10 protein-coding genes and 5 pseudogenes are annotated in these 16231 nt (G+C 47.3%); 7 read left to right on the top strand and 8 right to left on the bottom strand.

Annotated features, from left to right (window positions below):
• Nucleotides 1–41: 41 nt before the first annotated feature.
• From RE628_RS29390 to RE628_RS01190, 3 genes and pseudogenes are all read left to right on the top strand, one after another.
• Nucleotides 42–164 (top strand): annotated as a pseudogene (locus RE628_RS29390) (endo-1,4-beta-xylanase); the annotation flags it as partial.
• 135 nt (nt 165–299) lie between these two features.
• Nucleotides 300–836 (top strand): sugar-binding protein, encoded by a 537-nt coding sequence (locus tag RE628_RS29385; RefSeq protein WP_375143026.1) that lies wholly within the window; start codon nt 300–302, stop codon nt 834–836.
• Nucleotides 837–1363: 527 nt separating this feature from the next.
• Nucleotides 1364–1819, top strand: coding sequence for a hypothetical protein (locus tag RE628_RS01190; protein WP_309157031.1), 456 nt, complete (start codon nt 1364–1366; stop codon nt 1817–1819).
• Between the two features lie 257 nt (nt 1820–2076).
• Here the strand turns inward: RE628_RS01190 and phnX are convergent, their stop codons facing one another.
• From phnX to RE628_RS01165, 5 genes and pseudogenes are all read right to left on the bottom strand, one after another.
• The gene (gene phnX / locus RE628_RS01185; RefSeq protein WP_309157030.1) at nt 2077–2898 is read right to left on the bottom strand and encodes a phosphonoacetaldehyde hydrolase; all 822 of its coding nucleotides are present in this window, start codon (nt 2896–2898) and stop codon (nt 2077–2079) included.
• The gene (gene phnW / locus RE628_RS01180; RefSeq protein ID WP_309157029.1) at nt 2895–3989 is read right to left on the bottom strand and encodes a 2-aminoethylphosphonate--pyruvate transaminase; all 1095 of its coding nucleotides are present in this window, start codon (nt 3987–3989) and stop codon (nt 2895–2897) included. The genes phnX and phnW overlap by 4 nt, the downstream gene beginning before the upstream one ends.
• Before the next feature lie 75 nt (nt 3990–4064).
• A pseudogene (locus RE628_RS01175) lies at nt 4065–5056 on the bottom strand (extracellular solute-binding protein).
• A 31-nt stretch (nt 5057–5087) separates the two neighbouring features.
• Nucleotides 5088–6711: pseudogene (locus RE628_RS01170) on the bottom strand (ABC transporter permease subunit).
• Entirely contained in the window at nt 6704–7462 is a 759-nt protein-coding gene (locus RE628_RS01165) for an ABC transporter ATP-binding protein (RefSeq protein WP_309157028.1), read from the bottom strand. Before RE628_RS01165 ends, RE628_RS01170 begins: the two are co-directional and overlap by 8 nt.
• Before the next feature lie 255 nt (nt 7463–7717).
• On the opposite strand from RE628_RS01165, the gene RE628_RS01160 reads away from it, so the two are divergent.
• Both RE628_RS01160 and RE628_RS01155 read left to right on the top strand, forming a co-directional pair.
• Nucleotides 7718–8452 carry a DeoR/GlpR family DNA-binding transcription regulator gene (locus RE628_RS01160; RefSeq protein WP_309157027.1) on the top strand — a complete coding sequence of 245 codons (735 nt, stop codon included), beginning with the start codon at nt 7718–7720 and terminating at the stop codon, nt 8450–8452.
• A 105-nt stretch (nt 8453–8557) separates the two neighbouring features.
• Nucleotides 8558–9136: a TMEM175 family protein gene (locus RE628_RS01155; RefSeq protein WP_309157026.1), complete on the top strand. Its 579-nt coding sequence runs from the start codon at nt 8558–8560 to the stop codon at nt 9134–9136.
• 346 nt (nt 9137–9482) lie between these two features.
• On the opposite strand, the gene RE628_RS01150 is transcribed toward RE628_RS01155, so the two are convergent.
• The 3 genes and pseudogenes from RE628_RS01150 to RE628_RS01140 all read right to left on the bottom strand — a co-directional run bounded on the left by RE628_RS01150 (nt 9483) and on the right by RE628_RS01140 (nt 13130).
• Nucleotides 9483–10907 carry a sensor histidine kinase gene (locus tag RE628_RS01150; protein ID WP_309157025.1) on the bottom strand — a complete coding sequence of 475 codons (1425 nt, stop codon included), beginning with the start codon at nt 10905–10907 and terminating at the stop codon, nt 9483–9485.
• A gap of 70 nt (nt 10908–10977) precedes the next feature.
• Nucleotides 10978–11669 (bottom strand): annotated as a pseudogene (locus RE628_RS01145) (response regulator transcription factor).
• Between the two features lie 102 nt (nt 11670–11771).
• Nucleotides 11772–13130, bottom strand: a complete 1359-nt coding sequence (locus RE628_RS01140; RefSeq protein WP_309157024.1) for an erythromycin esterase family protein — start codon at nt 13128–13130, stop codon at nt 11772–11774.
• Between the two features lie 711 nt (nt 13131–13841).
• Between RE628_RS01140 and RE628_RS01135 the strand changes: the two genes are divergently transcribed.
• Together RE628_RS01135 and nspC are read left to right on the top strand one after the other, a co-directional pair.
• On the top strand, nt 13842–15098 hold the full coding sequence (locus RE628_RS01135) for a saccharopine dehydrogenase family protein (protein WP_309157023.1): 1257 nt from the start codon (nt 13842–13844) through the stop codon (nt 15096–15098).
• A gap of 1 nt (nt 15099) precedes the next feature.
• A pseudogene (gene nspC / locus RE628_RS01130) lies at nt 15100–16226 on the top strand (carboxynorspermidine decarboxylase).
• The last annotated feature ends 5 nt before the right edge of the window (nt 16227–16231 follow it).

The following is a 16231-nucleotide window of genomic DNA, read 5'->3' as shown; positions in this document are numbered from 1 at the left end:
TTAGACATTCGGCAGGAAGCAACTATCAGCTTCCCGACAATCTGGGCAATGCCCAAGGGCTGCTATATGCAAAGTTATTTAACATCTATAAAGCACACTCTGATCACATCAAACGTGTTACGTTCTGGGGATTGGATGACGGTACGAGCTGGAGATCTGCGACAAATCCACTGCTGTTTGATAAGAATCTGCAGGCCAAGCCAGCCTACTATGGCGTCATTGATCCAGATCAATTCATCAAAGAGCATCAGTCTGGGAAGACGGAAGTCAATCAAGCAACAGCGAAATATGCTACTCCTGTGATTGACGGAACGATGGACGAGGTCTGGAACGATGCCCCTGAGATGCCAATAAACCGGTATCAATCGGCTTGGCAGGGAGCTACTGGTGTAGCAAAAGCGCTATGGGACGATGAGAACCTGTATGTATTGATTCAAGTAAGCGACTCAGAGCTTGATAAGACTAGTGCTAACGCATGGGAGCAGGATTCCATTGAAGTATTCGTTGATGAGAACAATGCCAAGACTTTCGTCTATCAGGATGACGACGGGCAATATAGGGTGAACTTCGATAACGAGACCTCCTTCAACCCTGCAAGTGTCGCCACTGGGTTCAAATCGGCGACTAAGGTATCGGGTGCCAACTATACCGTTGAAATGAAGATCCCGTTCAAGATGATCACTCCAGCTAATAACACGAAAATAGGCTTCGATACACAGATCAATGATGCCAAGAATGGCTCCCGTCAAAGCGTCGCAGCTTGGAATGACACGACAGGCAATGGGTATCAGGACACGTCCGTTTTTGGTGTTCTTACTCTCACCGGCAAGCCTTAGAACGGCGGTGAGTAGAAATCAAGGCGGCGTCGGCGTGGTTACGATCAAACCGGTAGTGCAGGCCGACAACGGACGTGCGATGGGCACCAACAGTACAGCTTGCCGTACCTATACAGTATGTCATCCCATACACTTGCCGTGCCCATACTGCTTGTCACGCTCATACAGCACGTCATAACGGACATCACGGACGCTTAGGAGAGTAATTCCATCATTTAGATTCCTAACGGACATGGCTGCATCTTATTTGATAGAACTGCCTCTTTTGGTGTGATTCGATGCATTTAAGCGTCTCTGATGTCCGTTACAATATGAGAACGGCTGTTTTTCGCTTTTAAGTGACTGTGGTGTCCGTTAAGCATGGCATAGGTGATTCCCCACCTTTTTTGACGCCATGAAATAAAAAGTTTAAATTATCATTTTTTTCAAAATATTACTTAATAAATAAAATCGTCCTTAACTTCACTACCATATCCTTCCTGTAGCTGATAGACTAACAAACGTATATATAATCCAGGAGGGAAATCATGGAAAACTTTACAAAATTTCTATCTATTTTATTCGCCGCAGTTATTATTTTATCTGGATGTTCTAGTAATAAATCTGCGGATTCGAAGAAACTATCTTCGGATGAGAAGCTGGCTCTATCTTATATCACAGACTTCTACAATGGAACGAAAGAAGACCGAGAGAAGTTTGTTGATGAGAATGTGCACCCTGATGTGCAAGCTCTATTCCGCTTAGGGGCTCTTGGAGAGGTATCTGAAGGCGAGAAACTGAATAATCCGAAGGCAGTAGAATCGGTACCCTATGAAGACGAGGATTCAAAAGGATCAGCAGTACTCATTCAAGCGGCAGACGATAAAGAAATGATTGTACTGATTATCGATGATAAAGTGGCCTTTGGTTATACAGCATCCGAGAACGCCGAGTCTCAAGAATTGTACGATCAAATGCGCAGTCAATTTAAAACAGCCAAATAATATCCATTAAATTCGAACAGCCAGTCGCCGCAATCAGCGGGCAACTGGCTGTTCTGTATATTGTTGCAGATTTACTTCCCTTCTCCCTCTTCAGCCATGGCAATAGCCTTGGTCTCATGTACGGTTCCATGAGGATGATGAGGCGGGGCATAGCCCCAAGGTTCCACCATCTCTTGCGACATGGCTTCATTCTTGAAGGTGCTTCAATGGTTATTTAAATCAAGATAATAAGTCCGTTCTTTAAACAACCTCTATAATTACATATTTATAGTACCAGGTCTTCTGCCTTCCTCCAGCAACCCATTGATGCGCTCAATCAACTGAGGCAGCTCCGCCATCGTATCGATCGTGAAGTCAGCCCCTTGCTGCATGAAGCCTTGCTTCGTCCTAGCAATAACCGCCTCTTTATCCGTATCGGACAAGGCTTGGTACTCCTGCTCGTTAAGTCCCATCTCTGAGCTGCCGACTGCAACGCCGACCGACCATACGCCAGCTTGCACACCCTCCTTAATATCGGAGGTAGTATCCCCTACCTTCACGACCTTCCATGCGGCGGACAGCTTCAAAGCTTCCATATTGCGATAGATCATATAAGGATAAGGTCTTCCGTGAGAATTCGTGTCATTCGGTGTTACAACATGATCCGGGCTGTAGCCTTTGGCTTTGGCGCTAGAAACGACGACCTCCATCATGGAATTGGTGTAACCCGTCGTAGAACCGATCTTCAGACCTTGGGAACGCAGCGTTTCTATCGTGCTGATCACACCTGGAATTGGATCTGTATATTCGGACAAGGAGGCCATAAGCACAGGCTCAAATTCGCCATATAAGCGATTCACATCCTCCTCGTTAAACATTCTCCCGTATTTCTCTTCCCATAATGCCAATACTCTCGGCATGGATAGCATAGCGCGGATATGATCGATCTTCAGCATGCCCATCGGGCCTCTAGCTTCCTCCATTGTGACCTCAATGCCAGCCTGCTTGAAGATATCGACAAATACATTCACCGGGGCAAAGCAGCCAAAATCTACTGCTGTACCAGCCCAATCCAGAATAACGCCCTCAATTTGGTTCATCGTCCCGTTCCTCCCATGTAATCGCGTATGATGCTGCATAATTGCTCGATGTCTTGCGGATAGATCTCTCCGATATTGCCAATTCGGAACGTGTCCGCGTCTGTCAGCTTACCCGGATATATCACATATCCCTGTTGCTTCACATATTCGTAGAACTCAGCGAAATCAAAGCTTGAATTTGGAAATACAAAGGTCGTAATGATCGGCGACTGTTTATCCTCTGAAATATAAGCTTCAATACCGATTTCGGCAAGTTTGCTGCGCAGCAGACGGTTGTTCTCGCTGTAGCGCACGTTCCGCGCGGATACTCCGCCCTCTTCGATCAGCTCGTCAATGGCCTTGGAGAAAGCTGCTACGACATGCGTCGGCGATGTGAACCGCCATTTGCCATCCTTATCCATTCCTTTCCACTGATCGTACAAATCGAGCGATAGACTGCGTGCCACACCTTGGCAGGCCTTCAGCCGCTCCAACTTGGCAATGACGAAGCCGAAGCCAGGTACACCCTGAATGCATTTATTTGCACTACTGATCAAATAATCAATTCCTAGTCCAGCTACATCAATCTCAATCCCGCCAAAGCTGCTCATCGCATCGATAATTAAGGTTTTCCCATAGTCGCGGGACAGCCCTGCAACCATTTCAATCGGGTTCAAGATACCAGTCGTCGTCTCACAGTGCACCATAGCGATGTGTGTAATCCCTGGATCTTCAGCCAGCAGAGCTCTAAGCTCGCCTTCCTCCGGCTGTTTGTTATAACTGATGCGGTGCTCTGTATAATTTAGGCCAATATACTTCGCCATTTGTACGATTCGCTCGCCATAAGCACCGTTAGTTACAATCAGTAGCTTATCTTCATCAGATACGGCCGAGGTCATGACGGATTCCACTGCGAAGGTGCCGCTGCCCTGCATCAGTACAGCCGTGTATTGCTCGGGATCAGCCCCGGCGATAGCCAAGAGCTGCGATCTGATCTTCTGTGTGATCGATTTATAATCATCATCCCATGTACAACGGTCCAGGAGCATCTGCTCCTTAACCGTGCTAGTCGTAGTTAGCGGGCCTGGGGTTAACAACTTATATGCATTCATTTTGCCTTACTCCCTTGTCTGTTGGATTTAACACTTTGCCTAGACAATATCTATTCGGGATGATCTTCCAATCTATTATTCCTGAGCGCTTTTAAAGAAGTCCTGATGTTCTTTAAGCAGTTCAACTGTCAGAGGCTTCTCAAATTTCAAGGATCGAGCCGGTTTGTTCACATCCTCCACACTCTCGCCTTTGTATAGGGCTACTGGATAGTTGGCGATCAGGTCCTTACGTGCGTCCTTGATAATTACTTCTGCCATTTTCATAGCCAGATCTGTCGTAGCATTCTTCTTATCCACAACTGCCAAGGATTCTGTCAGCGAGAAGTTCCCTTCAACCGGGTCCACATAATCAATCGGTGCACCCGCCGCCTTCGCCTTAACCGCCTGATGACGCAGACCGAATCCAGCAGCTACCTCACCCGCTTGAACCTTCTTGAGCGGACCGGAACCGGAACTTTCCAGATGTGGACCTACATTAGCGATTAAGTCATGCAGAACCGTCTTGCCTTCCTCTTGCCCATATTGACCGATAATCGCTTGAACAAGCAGCCATGCTGTAGAAGAATCCATAATGTTCGGGATAGAGACCAGTCCTTTGAACTCAGGCTGGGTCAAATCCTTGATGGATGTTGGCATCGGCAACCCTTTCTCCTTCAGTACTTCCGTGTTCACGAAGATGGACCCGTATTCGCCAAAATCGGCGTATAGTAGGACGGGTACTGCTCTAGGGCATCCGTTGTAAAAGAGAGATCCTTGTACATCGCGTGCTTGCTTTGCGAGCTTTCGATGAAATAAGAGCTCATCGTGATCAAATCAGCTTCAATTTTGTCGCCCTCAGCCAGCAATTTACCGCCAAGCTCCGAGGTGCCAAACGTTTGTAGCACGTATTTACCGTCATAACCTGCATTTTTTAGCGCAGTCTCCATAGAGGTAACCGCCTCTTCATCGGCGTTCGTGTAGATGACGACCTTCTTCGCTTCCCCTGCTTTGCTGCTGCCGCAGCCGGCCATTGTAAGAACCAGACTGATCGCCAGAAGTGTGAGTAACATGACTTTCATGGATTTCATGGATTTGAACACGATAATAATCCCTCTCTTTTCATAGTTTTTTGAGGTTAACATTTCTTCTTTGCAGCCAATCACAAATGATCTTTATGACAAGATTGGTGAGGAAGATCAGCAGCGACAGCACGAAAATCTCGTTGAACTTGGCAAAGTGCTGCAGTTCTTTGATCTTGCTGGCCATGACAGATGTCTGGGCCGATACAAGGAATATAATCCCGCTGATCGTCACCATCGAATTGATAAAGTAATAGCTGAACATCTCGAGCACCGTTGAGACCGAGTTCGGCAGAACGACCCGGTATACCGTCTTGAACCAACTATCTCCTAACAGCTCTCCTGTCGTCTCCCAAGAAGGATTCATCTTAGCTAAGGAGTTCTTAGCCATGAGATACGGTGTCGTGAACAGATGGACGATATTGCAAAGTACGATGATCGTGAACGTTCCCTTCAAGCTGCTGCCGTTGAACAGAAGCAGATACGCTATACCGAGTACCATACCTGGCACGGTGTTGGTGATCATCGACACGATATCTGTTGCCTTACGCGCCTTGAGCTTAGTTCGTACATTCAGCAGCGCAGAGCCATATGCGATAACAGTTCCGAACAGCGCGGTCAGAGCCGCAACCCAGAGTGAGTTCTTATATACCCCCGTTAGATCACGGGATGTAAGCACATCGCTGACATGCTTGAAGGTAAAGTGCAGATCATACGGGAAGCTGTTCAAAAACGGAGCGATAAACATGATCGCAAAGATCGATAATAGTCCTAGCACAATCACGCAAGAGATCGTCCCCAATGCAATATCACGAATGCGATGTCTCGGCAGCTCGATGTCAGTAATTTTGTCATAATGGAAGTTAAGCCTCTCCAGGTAATGCAGCAGCCAGATCCCGAACACCGCTGGAATCAGCATCAGCACAGCAATGACTGATCCTTGGTTAAAATCTGGAATGGAGCCGAGCATGACCTGATAGAGCTGTGTGGCAACGACCGGGTAGGTCCCGCCCACCGAAGCTGGGATACCAAAATCTGTGAAGCTAAGAATAAAAGAGAGTACAAACGCTCCGCCTAGCGCCCCAACGAGCGGCCGCACAATCGTGTTCGCGAAACTTCTCATCGTTCCATCCCCCATCAGCCGGGAGACGATAATGAACTTCTTATCGATATAGCCAAAGGCGTTATGGATCAACAGAAATGCTGAGGGCAGCGTGTAAATGACATAGCCTGTCAGTAGGCCGTTAAAGCCATAAATTTCGAACAGATTCCTTCCGAAAAGCTTCGTCAGCAATCCCTGGTTGCCGAACGAGTACATAATGGCAAAGCCGTAAGTGATCGTCGGCAACAGCATCGGAAGAATAATCGCTGTTCTCAGTACGCCCTTGACTGGACTGTATATTCTAGTGCAGTGAATCGAGTAAGCTAGAATGAATCCTAGCACCGTGGCAATGATCGCAGCAGCAGCCGAGACTTTGACACTGTTCCAAGCCGCCCCGAGCATGCCTTGCTCTTTCCAAACTGCGACATAATTCGAGAGAGATTCCTTGATCAGTCTCAAAAGAATGAATCAATAATATGATCAACGGTAAGAACAGGAACACAGCGAATAACAGCAAAATTAGGATGAAGACCGCCCGCATCTCGGGCTTAATTCTATGCATGTGCATACATTTCACCGAATAGGTTGTAGATGTTCTGCCGCTTGATCAGTAGCTGCTTAATAATGAACTGCTTCACGAACTCATTGTCCGGTTGGTTAATAATCTGCTGCGGTGATCCAAACTGCGAGATCTTCCCTTGGTCGATGATTAGTATTTTGTCAGACAGCGTTAAAGCCTCCTCAGGATCATGCGTCACAATAATCGTCGTCAACTTGAACTCTCTAGCAATCGATTGAATTCGCTGTTTGATAGATTCCTTAATAACTCCGTCCAGCGCGCTCAGCGGCTCATCTAGCAGAAGGATTCTCGGCTTCGTCACCAGCGTTCTCGCCAGTGCCACCCGCTGCTTCTGTCCACCGGACAGCTCGCCTATTCTTTTATTCAGATGCGGAGTCAACTCTAGAAAATCGATGTAATCCTTAACTTCTTGTTCACTTGCCGTACCTTTCTTATTGCGCAAACCGTATACAATGTTGTCATACGCACTCAGATTCGGAAACAGGGCGTAGTCCTGGAACACGATGTTGAATCCGCGCTTCTTCATCGGAACATGGGTCAGATCCTCTTTATCGAAGATGATGCTCCCGTGGTCGGCTCCCGTTAGGCCAAGGATGAGATGAAGCAGCGTCGTCTTCCCGCTTCCACTTGGACCGAGGAGCGACATAATCTCACCTGAACCGATCTCGAAACTGATGTCATCAAGAACTGTTTTACCGTCAAATTGTTTGCTAATATGCTGCAGCTTCAACAAGCCGCCCACCTCCTTCAACACACTCTCAGTATAGAAACCGTATGTCATCCGGAATAAGCGACTATGTAAAATTTGAGTAAATCTTGCATAAGTGATTCATCACTTTTGCATAACTTTAGCCCATATTAGTGCCTGAACATGTCGATCTTTGTAAACTCTATTGAATCTTGATTAGCTAGTGATACACTGAAATTGCTTCTATCAAGTAAAAATTAGTGGGTGAGAGAGATGCTACCATTAGAGAGGCAAAAGAAAATGCTTGATCTATTAACCGTCAGAGGAGTGCTCAAGATCAATGATCTGACCGAAGAACTGGATATATCGATCGACACCCTTCGAAGGGATATCAATCTGCTAACCAAGCAAGGGAAGATCGAGAAAATATACGGCGGCATCAAGCTAGCGGGACGGTTCGGAGAATCCTCGATGGATGAGCGGATGATCAATCATCTAGAGGAGAAGGAACAGATTGCCCGTAAATGCTGTGAATTCATTGAGGATGGCGACTGTATCTATATTGATAGTGGGTCCACGACTTACCAAATAGCTAGGTACTTAAAGAATAGAAAGAAGCTCACGGTTATCACGAGCTCGATCCCGGTCATCCAAGAGCTTATTCATAGTGAAGTTGATCTCATCATCATCGGAGGGAAAATTCGAAAGGAAGAACAGTCCGTAGTAGCCTACGACTATATCTTCAATTTTCACGAGTTGAATATCCGTAAGGCATTCATCTGCTGCAGTGGCATCACCATCGAGAGAGGAATCTCGGACTATAACATGGAGGAAGCTGTCACACGTAAAAAGATGATTGAGCTCGCTAGCGAAGTATACGTTGCCGCCGATAGCACCAAATTCGGCAAAGATGTCATCGTCTCCATCGCACCGCTGGAGCGAATCGGCACCATCGTGACGGACGCAAATGTGGACCGGAGTTACCAAGCGAAGTTCAAGAAGGCTGGCACGAAATTGGAGATCGCGGAGGCATAACCCATCCTAATCCTGCGGCCTATGCATAAATTTTGCATGTATTTATGTCGATCAAGAAATATTACTATAAGGAAAATAATACAAGTCGCGGAAAGAGGGTTCCTTATGAAAGCAAATCGAATGGAAGCGTTCAGCGACGGCGTACTGGCCATTATCATTACCATTATGGTTCTGGAATTCAAGTTGCCTGAAGGCCATGATTGGAAATCACTTACCTATCTTTTCCCCAAGGTTCTCAGCTACATCTTCAGTTTCGTGTATGTCGGCATTTACTGGAATAATCATCACCATCTGCTGCACATGATCCGGACGATGAACGGCCGATTGATGTGGCTCAACCTGCTGCTTTTCTGGTTATCCCTGGTTCCGTTCACCACCGCCTGGATGGGGGAGAGCCATTTTGCCCCTACTCCGATGGCATTGTACGGCATCATCCTAACCCTCGCATCCATGTCGTACTGGCTGCTTCAACGGTCAATTATCAACCAACACCCAAAGAACTCTCATTTCCACACTATAGGAAGAGGATGGAAGGCCAAGCTTTCCCCAATTCTCTACCTCCTTACGGTCGTGACGGCGTATCTGAGCCCGTGGGTATCTGGTTTCTTCATCATCCTCGTTGCTATCATTTGGTTCGTGCCAGATAGACGAATCGAGGAGTTGTTAGAGAGAAATAACGGGTAGGACAACTGAACAACTGATAACAGCTGAATGATAGTCAAAGGGGCTATCCCAAAGTAGATTTTCCGACTTTGGAGATGCCCCTTTTGCGTGCCATTAGGTTGGTAGGTCCATATATTGACCTGAGCTAACGGTCATTTTTGGCCGTTAGCGTTGATCCTTTGATACTCTGAACGTGTAACGGACAATTATGTCCGTTACACGGAGAAATGTCGTGGAGAATCATATTTTTTGCTTCTAATGGTCAAAAGTGTCCGTTAGAAGGGAGAAGTGGTTCTTTTCTTGCTCTAACGGACATTTTTGACCGCAAGATAAGTGACAAGCAAGTTGGTTACAGAATTCTGTGCTCTCATGCAGGAGATTGCTCCTCGCTCTCCTCGTATGCTTCGCGAGTTGCACATTCATAAGGCACAGTGATGCTCACCCAGGCACCGCCTTCAGGACGATTCCCGGCCCTGATCCTTCCGCCATGCTTCTCCACTAACAGCTTCGCCGTATACAATCCTAGTCCAGAGTGACCTTGGCCCTGATCCTGAGATCTGGACGCATCCCCGGAATAAAATCTATCAAACATACAACGTAGATCTTGATCACTAAAGCCTGGCCCCGTATCCTTCAATTCAAAAGTAATCTGTTGATCATCTACATAAATCGACCACTCTATTTCTCCACCCGCCGGTGTAAATCTCAAGCCGTTCGTCATCACGTTATCGATAACTTGCTCTATTCGCGCAGTGTCGAGAAGCGGTATATGCTCTGCATTGCAATTCCAATGTTCCTCCGAGTAACGAAGCCTAACCCCTTTTTCCTGGCATAATAGATCGAATTCCTGTCTCTTCCGTTCACAGAAGGCGGCCAAATCCGTCGGCATATACTGAAGGATGAAATCAGGCGTGTCGATCCGGTTCAGGAACAATAGCTCGGTCAGCATCCTATCGGCCCGCTGGGTGCTGTTCCGAATGGTCAGCAGGTATCTCTCTAGTCGCTCAGGGTGGCGTGCACCGTTCTCAATCAGGTTATCCGCATGTCCTTGGATAATCGTCAGCGGTGTCCGTAGATCATGGGCAATTGCCGAGATCATATCGCGTCTCTCCTGCTCCAGCCGCCATTCCCGTTTCAGGGACTGCTCCAAGGCACTGCGCATCTCTTCAAAGGCAATCGAGAGCTCGGTCAGTTCCTTCGATCCGCCCTCTCCAGCGACTGAGAAATTAAGATCATTCTGCTGAATTCGCTGGGCTCCCCCAATAATCCGCGTAATCGACGGTTCAAGCCGCCTGCCTAATCTTCTGGCGAAGATCGCCGAGAACAGGATGATAAAACCGAACGGGGCAGTCAAGCTGCCAAGTACGAGACTAACGATCATCCCGTTTCCTGGATTATTTGCAGCCACATTAAGGCTATAGCGGAGCAAGAGCATTCCCTTCAGCCGTTTTTGCCCATCAAGAATAGGATTGAACTTAACGTACCTGCCATTATAACCATCTGTCCTGTTCAGCTTCCCGATCAAGTCCTCCGGACCGTTGACGTAGCTCTCTCCCTTCCATCCGTAAATAATCCGTCCCTGGAGATCGATAACTTGATATTGTATGCCCTGTAGTGGAATCACCTTCTCCAGCTCATCCTGCATCTGAGGAGACAGCAAAGCCTCCTGTTGTTTAGCCGCATAGTCTAGAATCTTCGGGATTTGCTGCTCGTAATGATTAGCTGGAAGAACTCCCTTACCCGTCTGATTGATCAGAAAATAGAGTGTAACCCCCATACTACCAGTGAGCATAGGAAGCTAAAAAATAGGACAAGTACAAACGCGCTCATAAACTGCCTGCTCAGCGGCCTTTTACTTGTCTTTACTGTCTGTCGAATTTGTATCCTACCCCCCATACCGTTGTCACAAATGTCTGCTCGGGTGCCACCCCCGCCAGCTTGGCGCGGATATTCTTGATATGCTCTGTCACTGCAGCCGAGTCCCCTCGGCATCATAGCCCCAAATCTTCTCATACATTTGCTCGCGGGAGAATACTTGGTTTGGATGCATGAAGAGAAGCTGGAACAATTCGAATTCCCGACTGGTTAGGGGGATAGCAATGTTCTTATAAAATAACTGCAGGCTGTCAAGATCGATGGTCAGATTACCGTGATGCAGCAGCTTCGGCCGATATCCTAAATGACTCCGCTGCTCGCGGCGAAGATGCGCCTTGATTCTCGCCTTCAGCTCCTGCATGCTGAAGGGCTTGACGATATAATCGTCACCGCCAACAGCCAGCCCTCGGATGCGATCCGCTTCGGTAGAACGAGCACTTAAGAACAGAATAGGGCAGGATACTCGATCCCGTATCACTTGGCACACCTCGAGCCCGTCCAGATGAGGCATCATAATATCTAGAATGATTAGATCAAGATGTTCATGGTCGTTAAGCTGGTCCAGCACTTGTTCACCGTCATAAGCGATCCGCATTTCATAACCTTCATCCTCCAGCGCATCGCGCATGAATTCTACAATTTCCCGTTCATCGTCGGCAATCAATATCTTTTCTCTCATATGCGTATGTATCCTTTCAACATCTATCCGTTCATTGTACATGCTCACATGCCAAAAATCCCCTGAAATGTAACATCGCTGCCACTTCAGGGGGAACAAATATTAATACTTCGTTGTAGGCTCCTTCACTTGATCGAAGACGATAATGCCGTCGTACTGTTCTCTCGGGATAAATCTCATCACATTCGGGGCAATGATCTCCGAGGTCATTCCATCCTCAGCGGCATAGTTCATCCTGAACATCCAGGAGTTGCTCTTGTCCGGCGTCTTGTGCTGAGACAGATCAGCAAAGGCAATCTTATAACCGCTGCTCATGACGATCTGCTCCAGGCTGCCCTTCGGCATCGGCTTGATATCGAATAACTGCTGCGTTGTGATCGTGCTCGCTCTTCCGCTGTTCATATAGAGGCCAATCACATATCCCTTGTCCTTAAACTTTTTATGCAGTAGTTCTCCCATGCTAGTGAAGCTGTGGATCCATTTGCCCTGCTCCTTCGTCATGATTCCCGATGTATTCTTGGCCAAATGGTCGTTATGCGCCCAGAGAATCACCTTCTTGCCTGGGTACATGACCTGCATCAGCCACTCCACGTTATCGGCCATGATGCGGTCTCTGAATTCATAGGTTTCCTTAGTACCGTACAATCCCATTTTGATGAAACTGATCCGGTCCTCCAAAGTTTTCAGAGCAATATCAACCATTTGTGTATTTTGCGGATATGCTGCCGCAAGATGCTCTTTATTATCTTGGATGAATTGAATGAGAGCTCTGTACTTCGGTTCATATTCATTCAATACTTTCTGAATCTCCTGCTTGGCTTGAGGATTGTCGTCGAAGTCTAGGCCATATTGGTTAATCACCGTGTAGAAATCGGTTATCGCCTGCATTTCGAAGTTGAAGTAATCCTTACCTTGCTTCTCATCTACCTTGGCAATCCACCCTGCAATAAACTGGGTTAAGTATGCCGATGTGAACTGCATATCGTAGCCTGCAAGGTACAAAGGATGATCTGTATTCTTCTGCTCTTTGATATAATCGAACAGCTCCAGCGTCTCCTTAGAGTGCCAGATTGGGAAGATGGAGCCCTCCATCATTCCTTTGGAGCCTAAAGCGTCTGCATTCTCATACGCCATAAAGGAGTCGCCCAGTCCCGATTCGAACATAACGACGTCAAAATCTAGTTCTTCATGCAAGTACTTAATCAATCTCGTCTTCATACTGCTGTATTCCGCTACGCGGTGGAAATTCTCACCCAGACTCACAACCGTCTTATCCTCCAACAGCGGTTTAAGAAACTCCAGGTCACTATAATCCTCTGACGTTACCGATTTGATCTCGCGAAAATTGTCCTTAAACCCCGTATCCTGTTGCCCGGCCGCTGAAGCACTGATCGGCGACAACAGCATCGTCAGGGCCATCCCTGCAGCCACAATGCCAGTAAATCGTTTGCTTGCTTTCATTGATTTTCTTCCTCCCTATAAATCCATTGAATTGTTCTCATATCCACCTTCCCGGATATCGTAACAACAATTTCTAAGGAATTTATAAGGTTGGATGTCTAACGGAAATAGCGATCTGTAGTTTCATTAGACATTAGCTTTCGCATCATTGCCTGCAGGGGTTCCCAAAAACAGTTAAAAAAAATTTAAAAATTTATATTGCCGAATGAATAGGTTCCTGCTAATATAAAGGAGCGATTTGGAAAGTCAGTATTCAATATATTTTGCGAGTCTTTCCAAGCAGATAATTTTTTGACCACTTCCTTCCCGGGAGTTAAGGCCATACGGACAGCCGGGTCAAATGCCGATCGGCAACCTTGCGTTGCCTTATTGATTGAGTTAAAAGCTCAAATTTTATAAGTTGGTTACTTTACAACCAGTGCATTATGCACATCAACTTGTGAAACGGTCAATAAGAGTGGTAAAGGCGATTATTTGCTATATAGACTCTGATCAAGCAGGATATATTTGAATATTAAGGGATCTTTGTGCTTCGCTGTTTTTTTGTGTGTATTTTGCGATGGCATGATGATATTTGTCCGATTTCTATTGGAGAATATACTTAATATCGATATATCAAAAGCAAGTGATGTGTGCGCTAAGCGCATGTATTCACTTGCTTTTTTTGCGTGTTGACCACAAAAAAATTACTCACGATAGGGGAAATGAACAATGGGAAAAGCGCTTATTATCGGTTGTGGCGGTGTGGCTTCGGTAACTATCCATAAATGCTGTCAGAACAGTGAGGTCTTCGAAGAAATCTGTATCGCAAGTCGTACGAAATCCAAATGTGACGCACTAAAAGCTAAACTCGATGGTGGCAAGACAAAAATCACGACTGCTCAAGTCGATGCTAACAATGTCGACGAGCTGATCGCCCTGATCAACGAAGTTAAACCAGATATCGTGATGAACTTGGCTCTGCCATATCAAGATTTGACGATCATGGATGCTTGCCTAGCAACCAAGACCAACTACATGGATACTGCTAACTATGAGCCGGAAGATACGGCGAAATTCGAATATAAATGGCAATGGGACTACCGTGAGCGCTTTGAGCAAGCGGGAATTACCGCCCTACTGGGCAGCGGCTTCGATCCAGGCGTAACTGGCGTATTCTCCGCTCATGCCTTGAAGCATCATTTTGACGAAATTGAATATATCGATATTCTTGACTGCAATGCTGGCGACCACGGGTATCCGTTCGCAACTAACTTCAACCCTGAGATCAATATCCGTGAAGTAACGGCGAACGGCAGCTACTGGGAAAACGGCGCGTGGGTTGAGACTGAACCTATGGAGATCAAACGCGTATACAACTTCCCAGAAATCGGGGAGAAGGATATGTACCTGCTGCACCACGAAGAGATCGAATCGCTGGCCCTGAACATTCCAGGCATCAAGCGCATCCGCTTCTTCATGACCTTCGGTCAGAGCTACCTGACTCACCTGAAATGCCTTGAAAATGTCGGCATGACCTCGATCGAGCCGATTGAATTCGAAGGCAAGCAAATCATTCCTTTGCAGTTCCTGAAGGCTGTATTGCCGGATCCTTCTTCCCTCGGTCCACGCACCAAGGGCAAGACGAATATTGGTTGTATCTTCAGAGGCAAAAAGGATGGAAAAGACAAGATGTACTATGTCTACAACGTCTGCAACCACGAAGAATGCTATAAAGAAGTCGGTTCCCAAGCCGTTGCTTATACAACAGGCGTTCCTGCCATGATCGGCGCTATGATGGTGATGACTGGCAAGTGGAACAAAGCGGGCGTCTACAACATCGAAGAGTTCGATCCAGATCCATTCATGGATGCACTGAACAAATGGGGACTGCCATGGCAAGAGAGCTTCAACCCTGAACTTGTTGATGCTTATCCAGAAGACGAAGCAGCATCTGTCAAAGAACGGGAAACGGAGCTAGTTCGCTAAGATGCGCTTTGAGGAACTGCCTACCCCATGCTATGTAGTAGATGAAGCTCTATTGGAACGGAACCTTGAAATATTAGGCGGTATTATGGAGCGCACCGGCGCCAAGATCATCCTGGCGCAGAAGGCATTCTCGATGTATACGACCTATCCGCTAATCGGACGCTATTTGAGTGGAACGGCATCGAGCGGATTGTACGAGGCCCGGTTAGGCCATGAGGAAATGGGTAAGGAGAATCATTGCTTTGCCCCGGCTTACCGTGAAGATCAGATCGACGAGATCATTGAGCTCTGCGATCATATTATCTTTAACTCCTTCTCCCAAGTAGAGAAGTTCGGTGATAAAGTGCTGGCTGCCGGCAAGAAGTTCGGTCTGCGTATCAATCCGGAGTGTTCGACTCAGGTTGGGCATGACATTTACAATCCTTGTGCCGTCGGTTCCCGTTTCGGCGTGACCCGTGAGCATTTTCGCCCGGATCTGCTAGAGGGGATCTCTGGTCTGCACTTCCATACGCTGTGCCAGCAGGATTCCGATGATCTGGCGACGACGCTGGATGCGGTAGAGGAGAAATTCGGACCCTGGCTGTCGCAAATGGAATGGATCAACTTCGGCGGAGGGCACCACATTACAAGGGAAGATTATAATATTCCCTTGCTGGAGCAATGCATCCGCCGGATGCAGGAGAAGTACGGCCTAGAGGTCTACATTGAGCCTGGAGAAGCTGTGGCTCTGAACGCCGGCTTCCTAGTTACTACGGTGCTCGATACGATGCAGAACGGAATGGATATCGCCATCCTGGATACATCCGCTTCCTGCCATATGCCAGACGTGCTGGAAATGCCTTATCGTCCGCCGCTGCTCGGCTCCGGGGAACCCGGCGAGAAGCCTTATACGTACCGGCTGGCGGGCCTACCTGTCTCTCGGGCGACAACATTGGCGACTATTCGTTCGATCAACCGCTGAAGAGCGGAGACCGTCTTGTCTTTGGCGATATGGCGATCTACTCCATGGTGAAGAACACCACCTTCAACGGTATGCCGCTGCCAGCCCTCGTCCTCTGCGACAAGAACGGCGACTACCAGGTCGTCCACGAGTTCGGCTATGAGGATTTCAAGATGAGATTGGCTTAGACATT

Origin of the sequence: Paenibacillus sp. D2_2, assembly GCF_031199965.1 — a bacterium.
Classification (GTDB): Bacteria; Bacillota; Bacilli; order Paenibacillales; family Paenibacillaceae; genus Fontibacillus.
The sequence above is the reverse complement of the archived record's forward strand: the minus strand, read 5'-3'. Positions and strand labels throughout refer to the sequence as shown.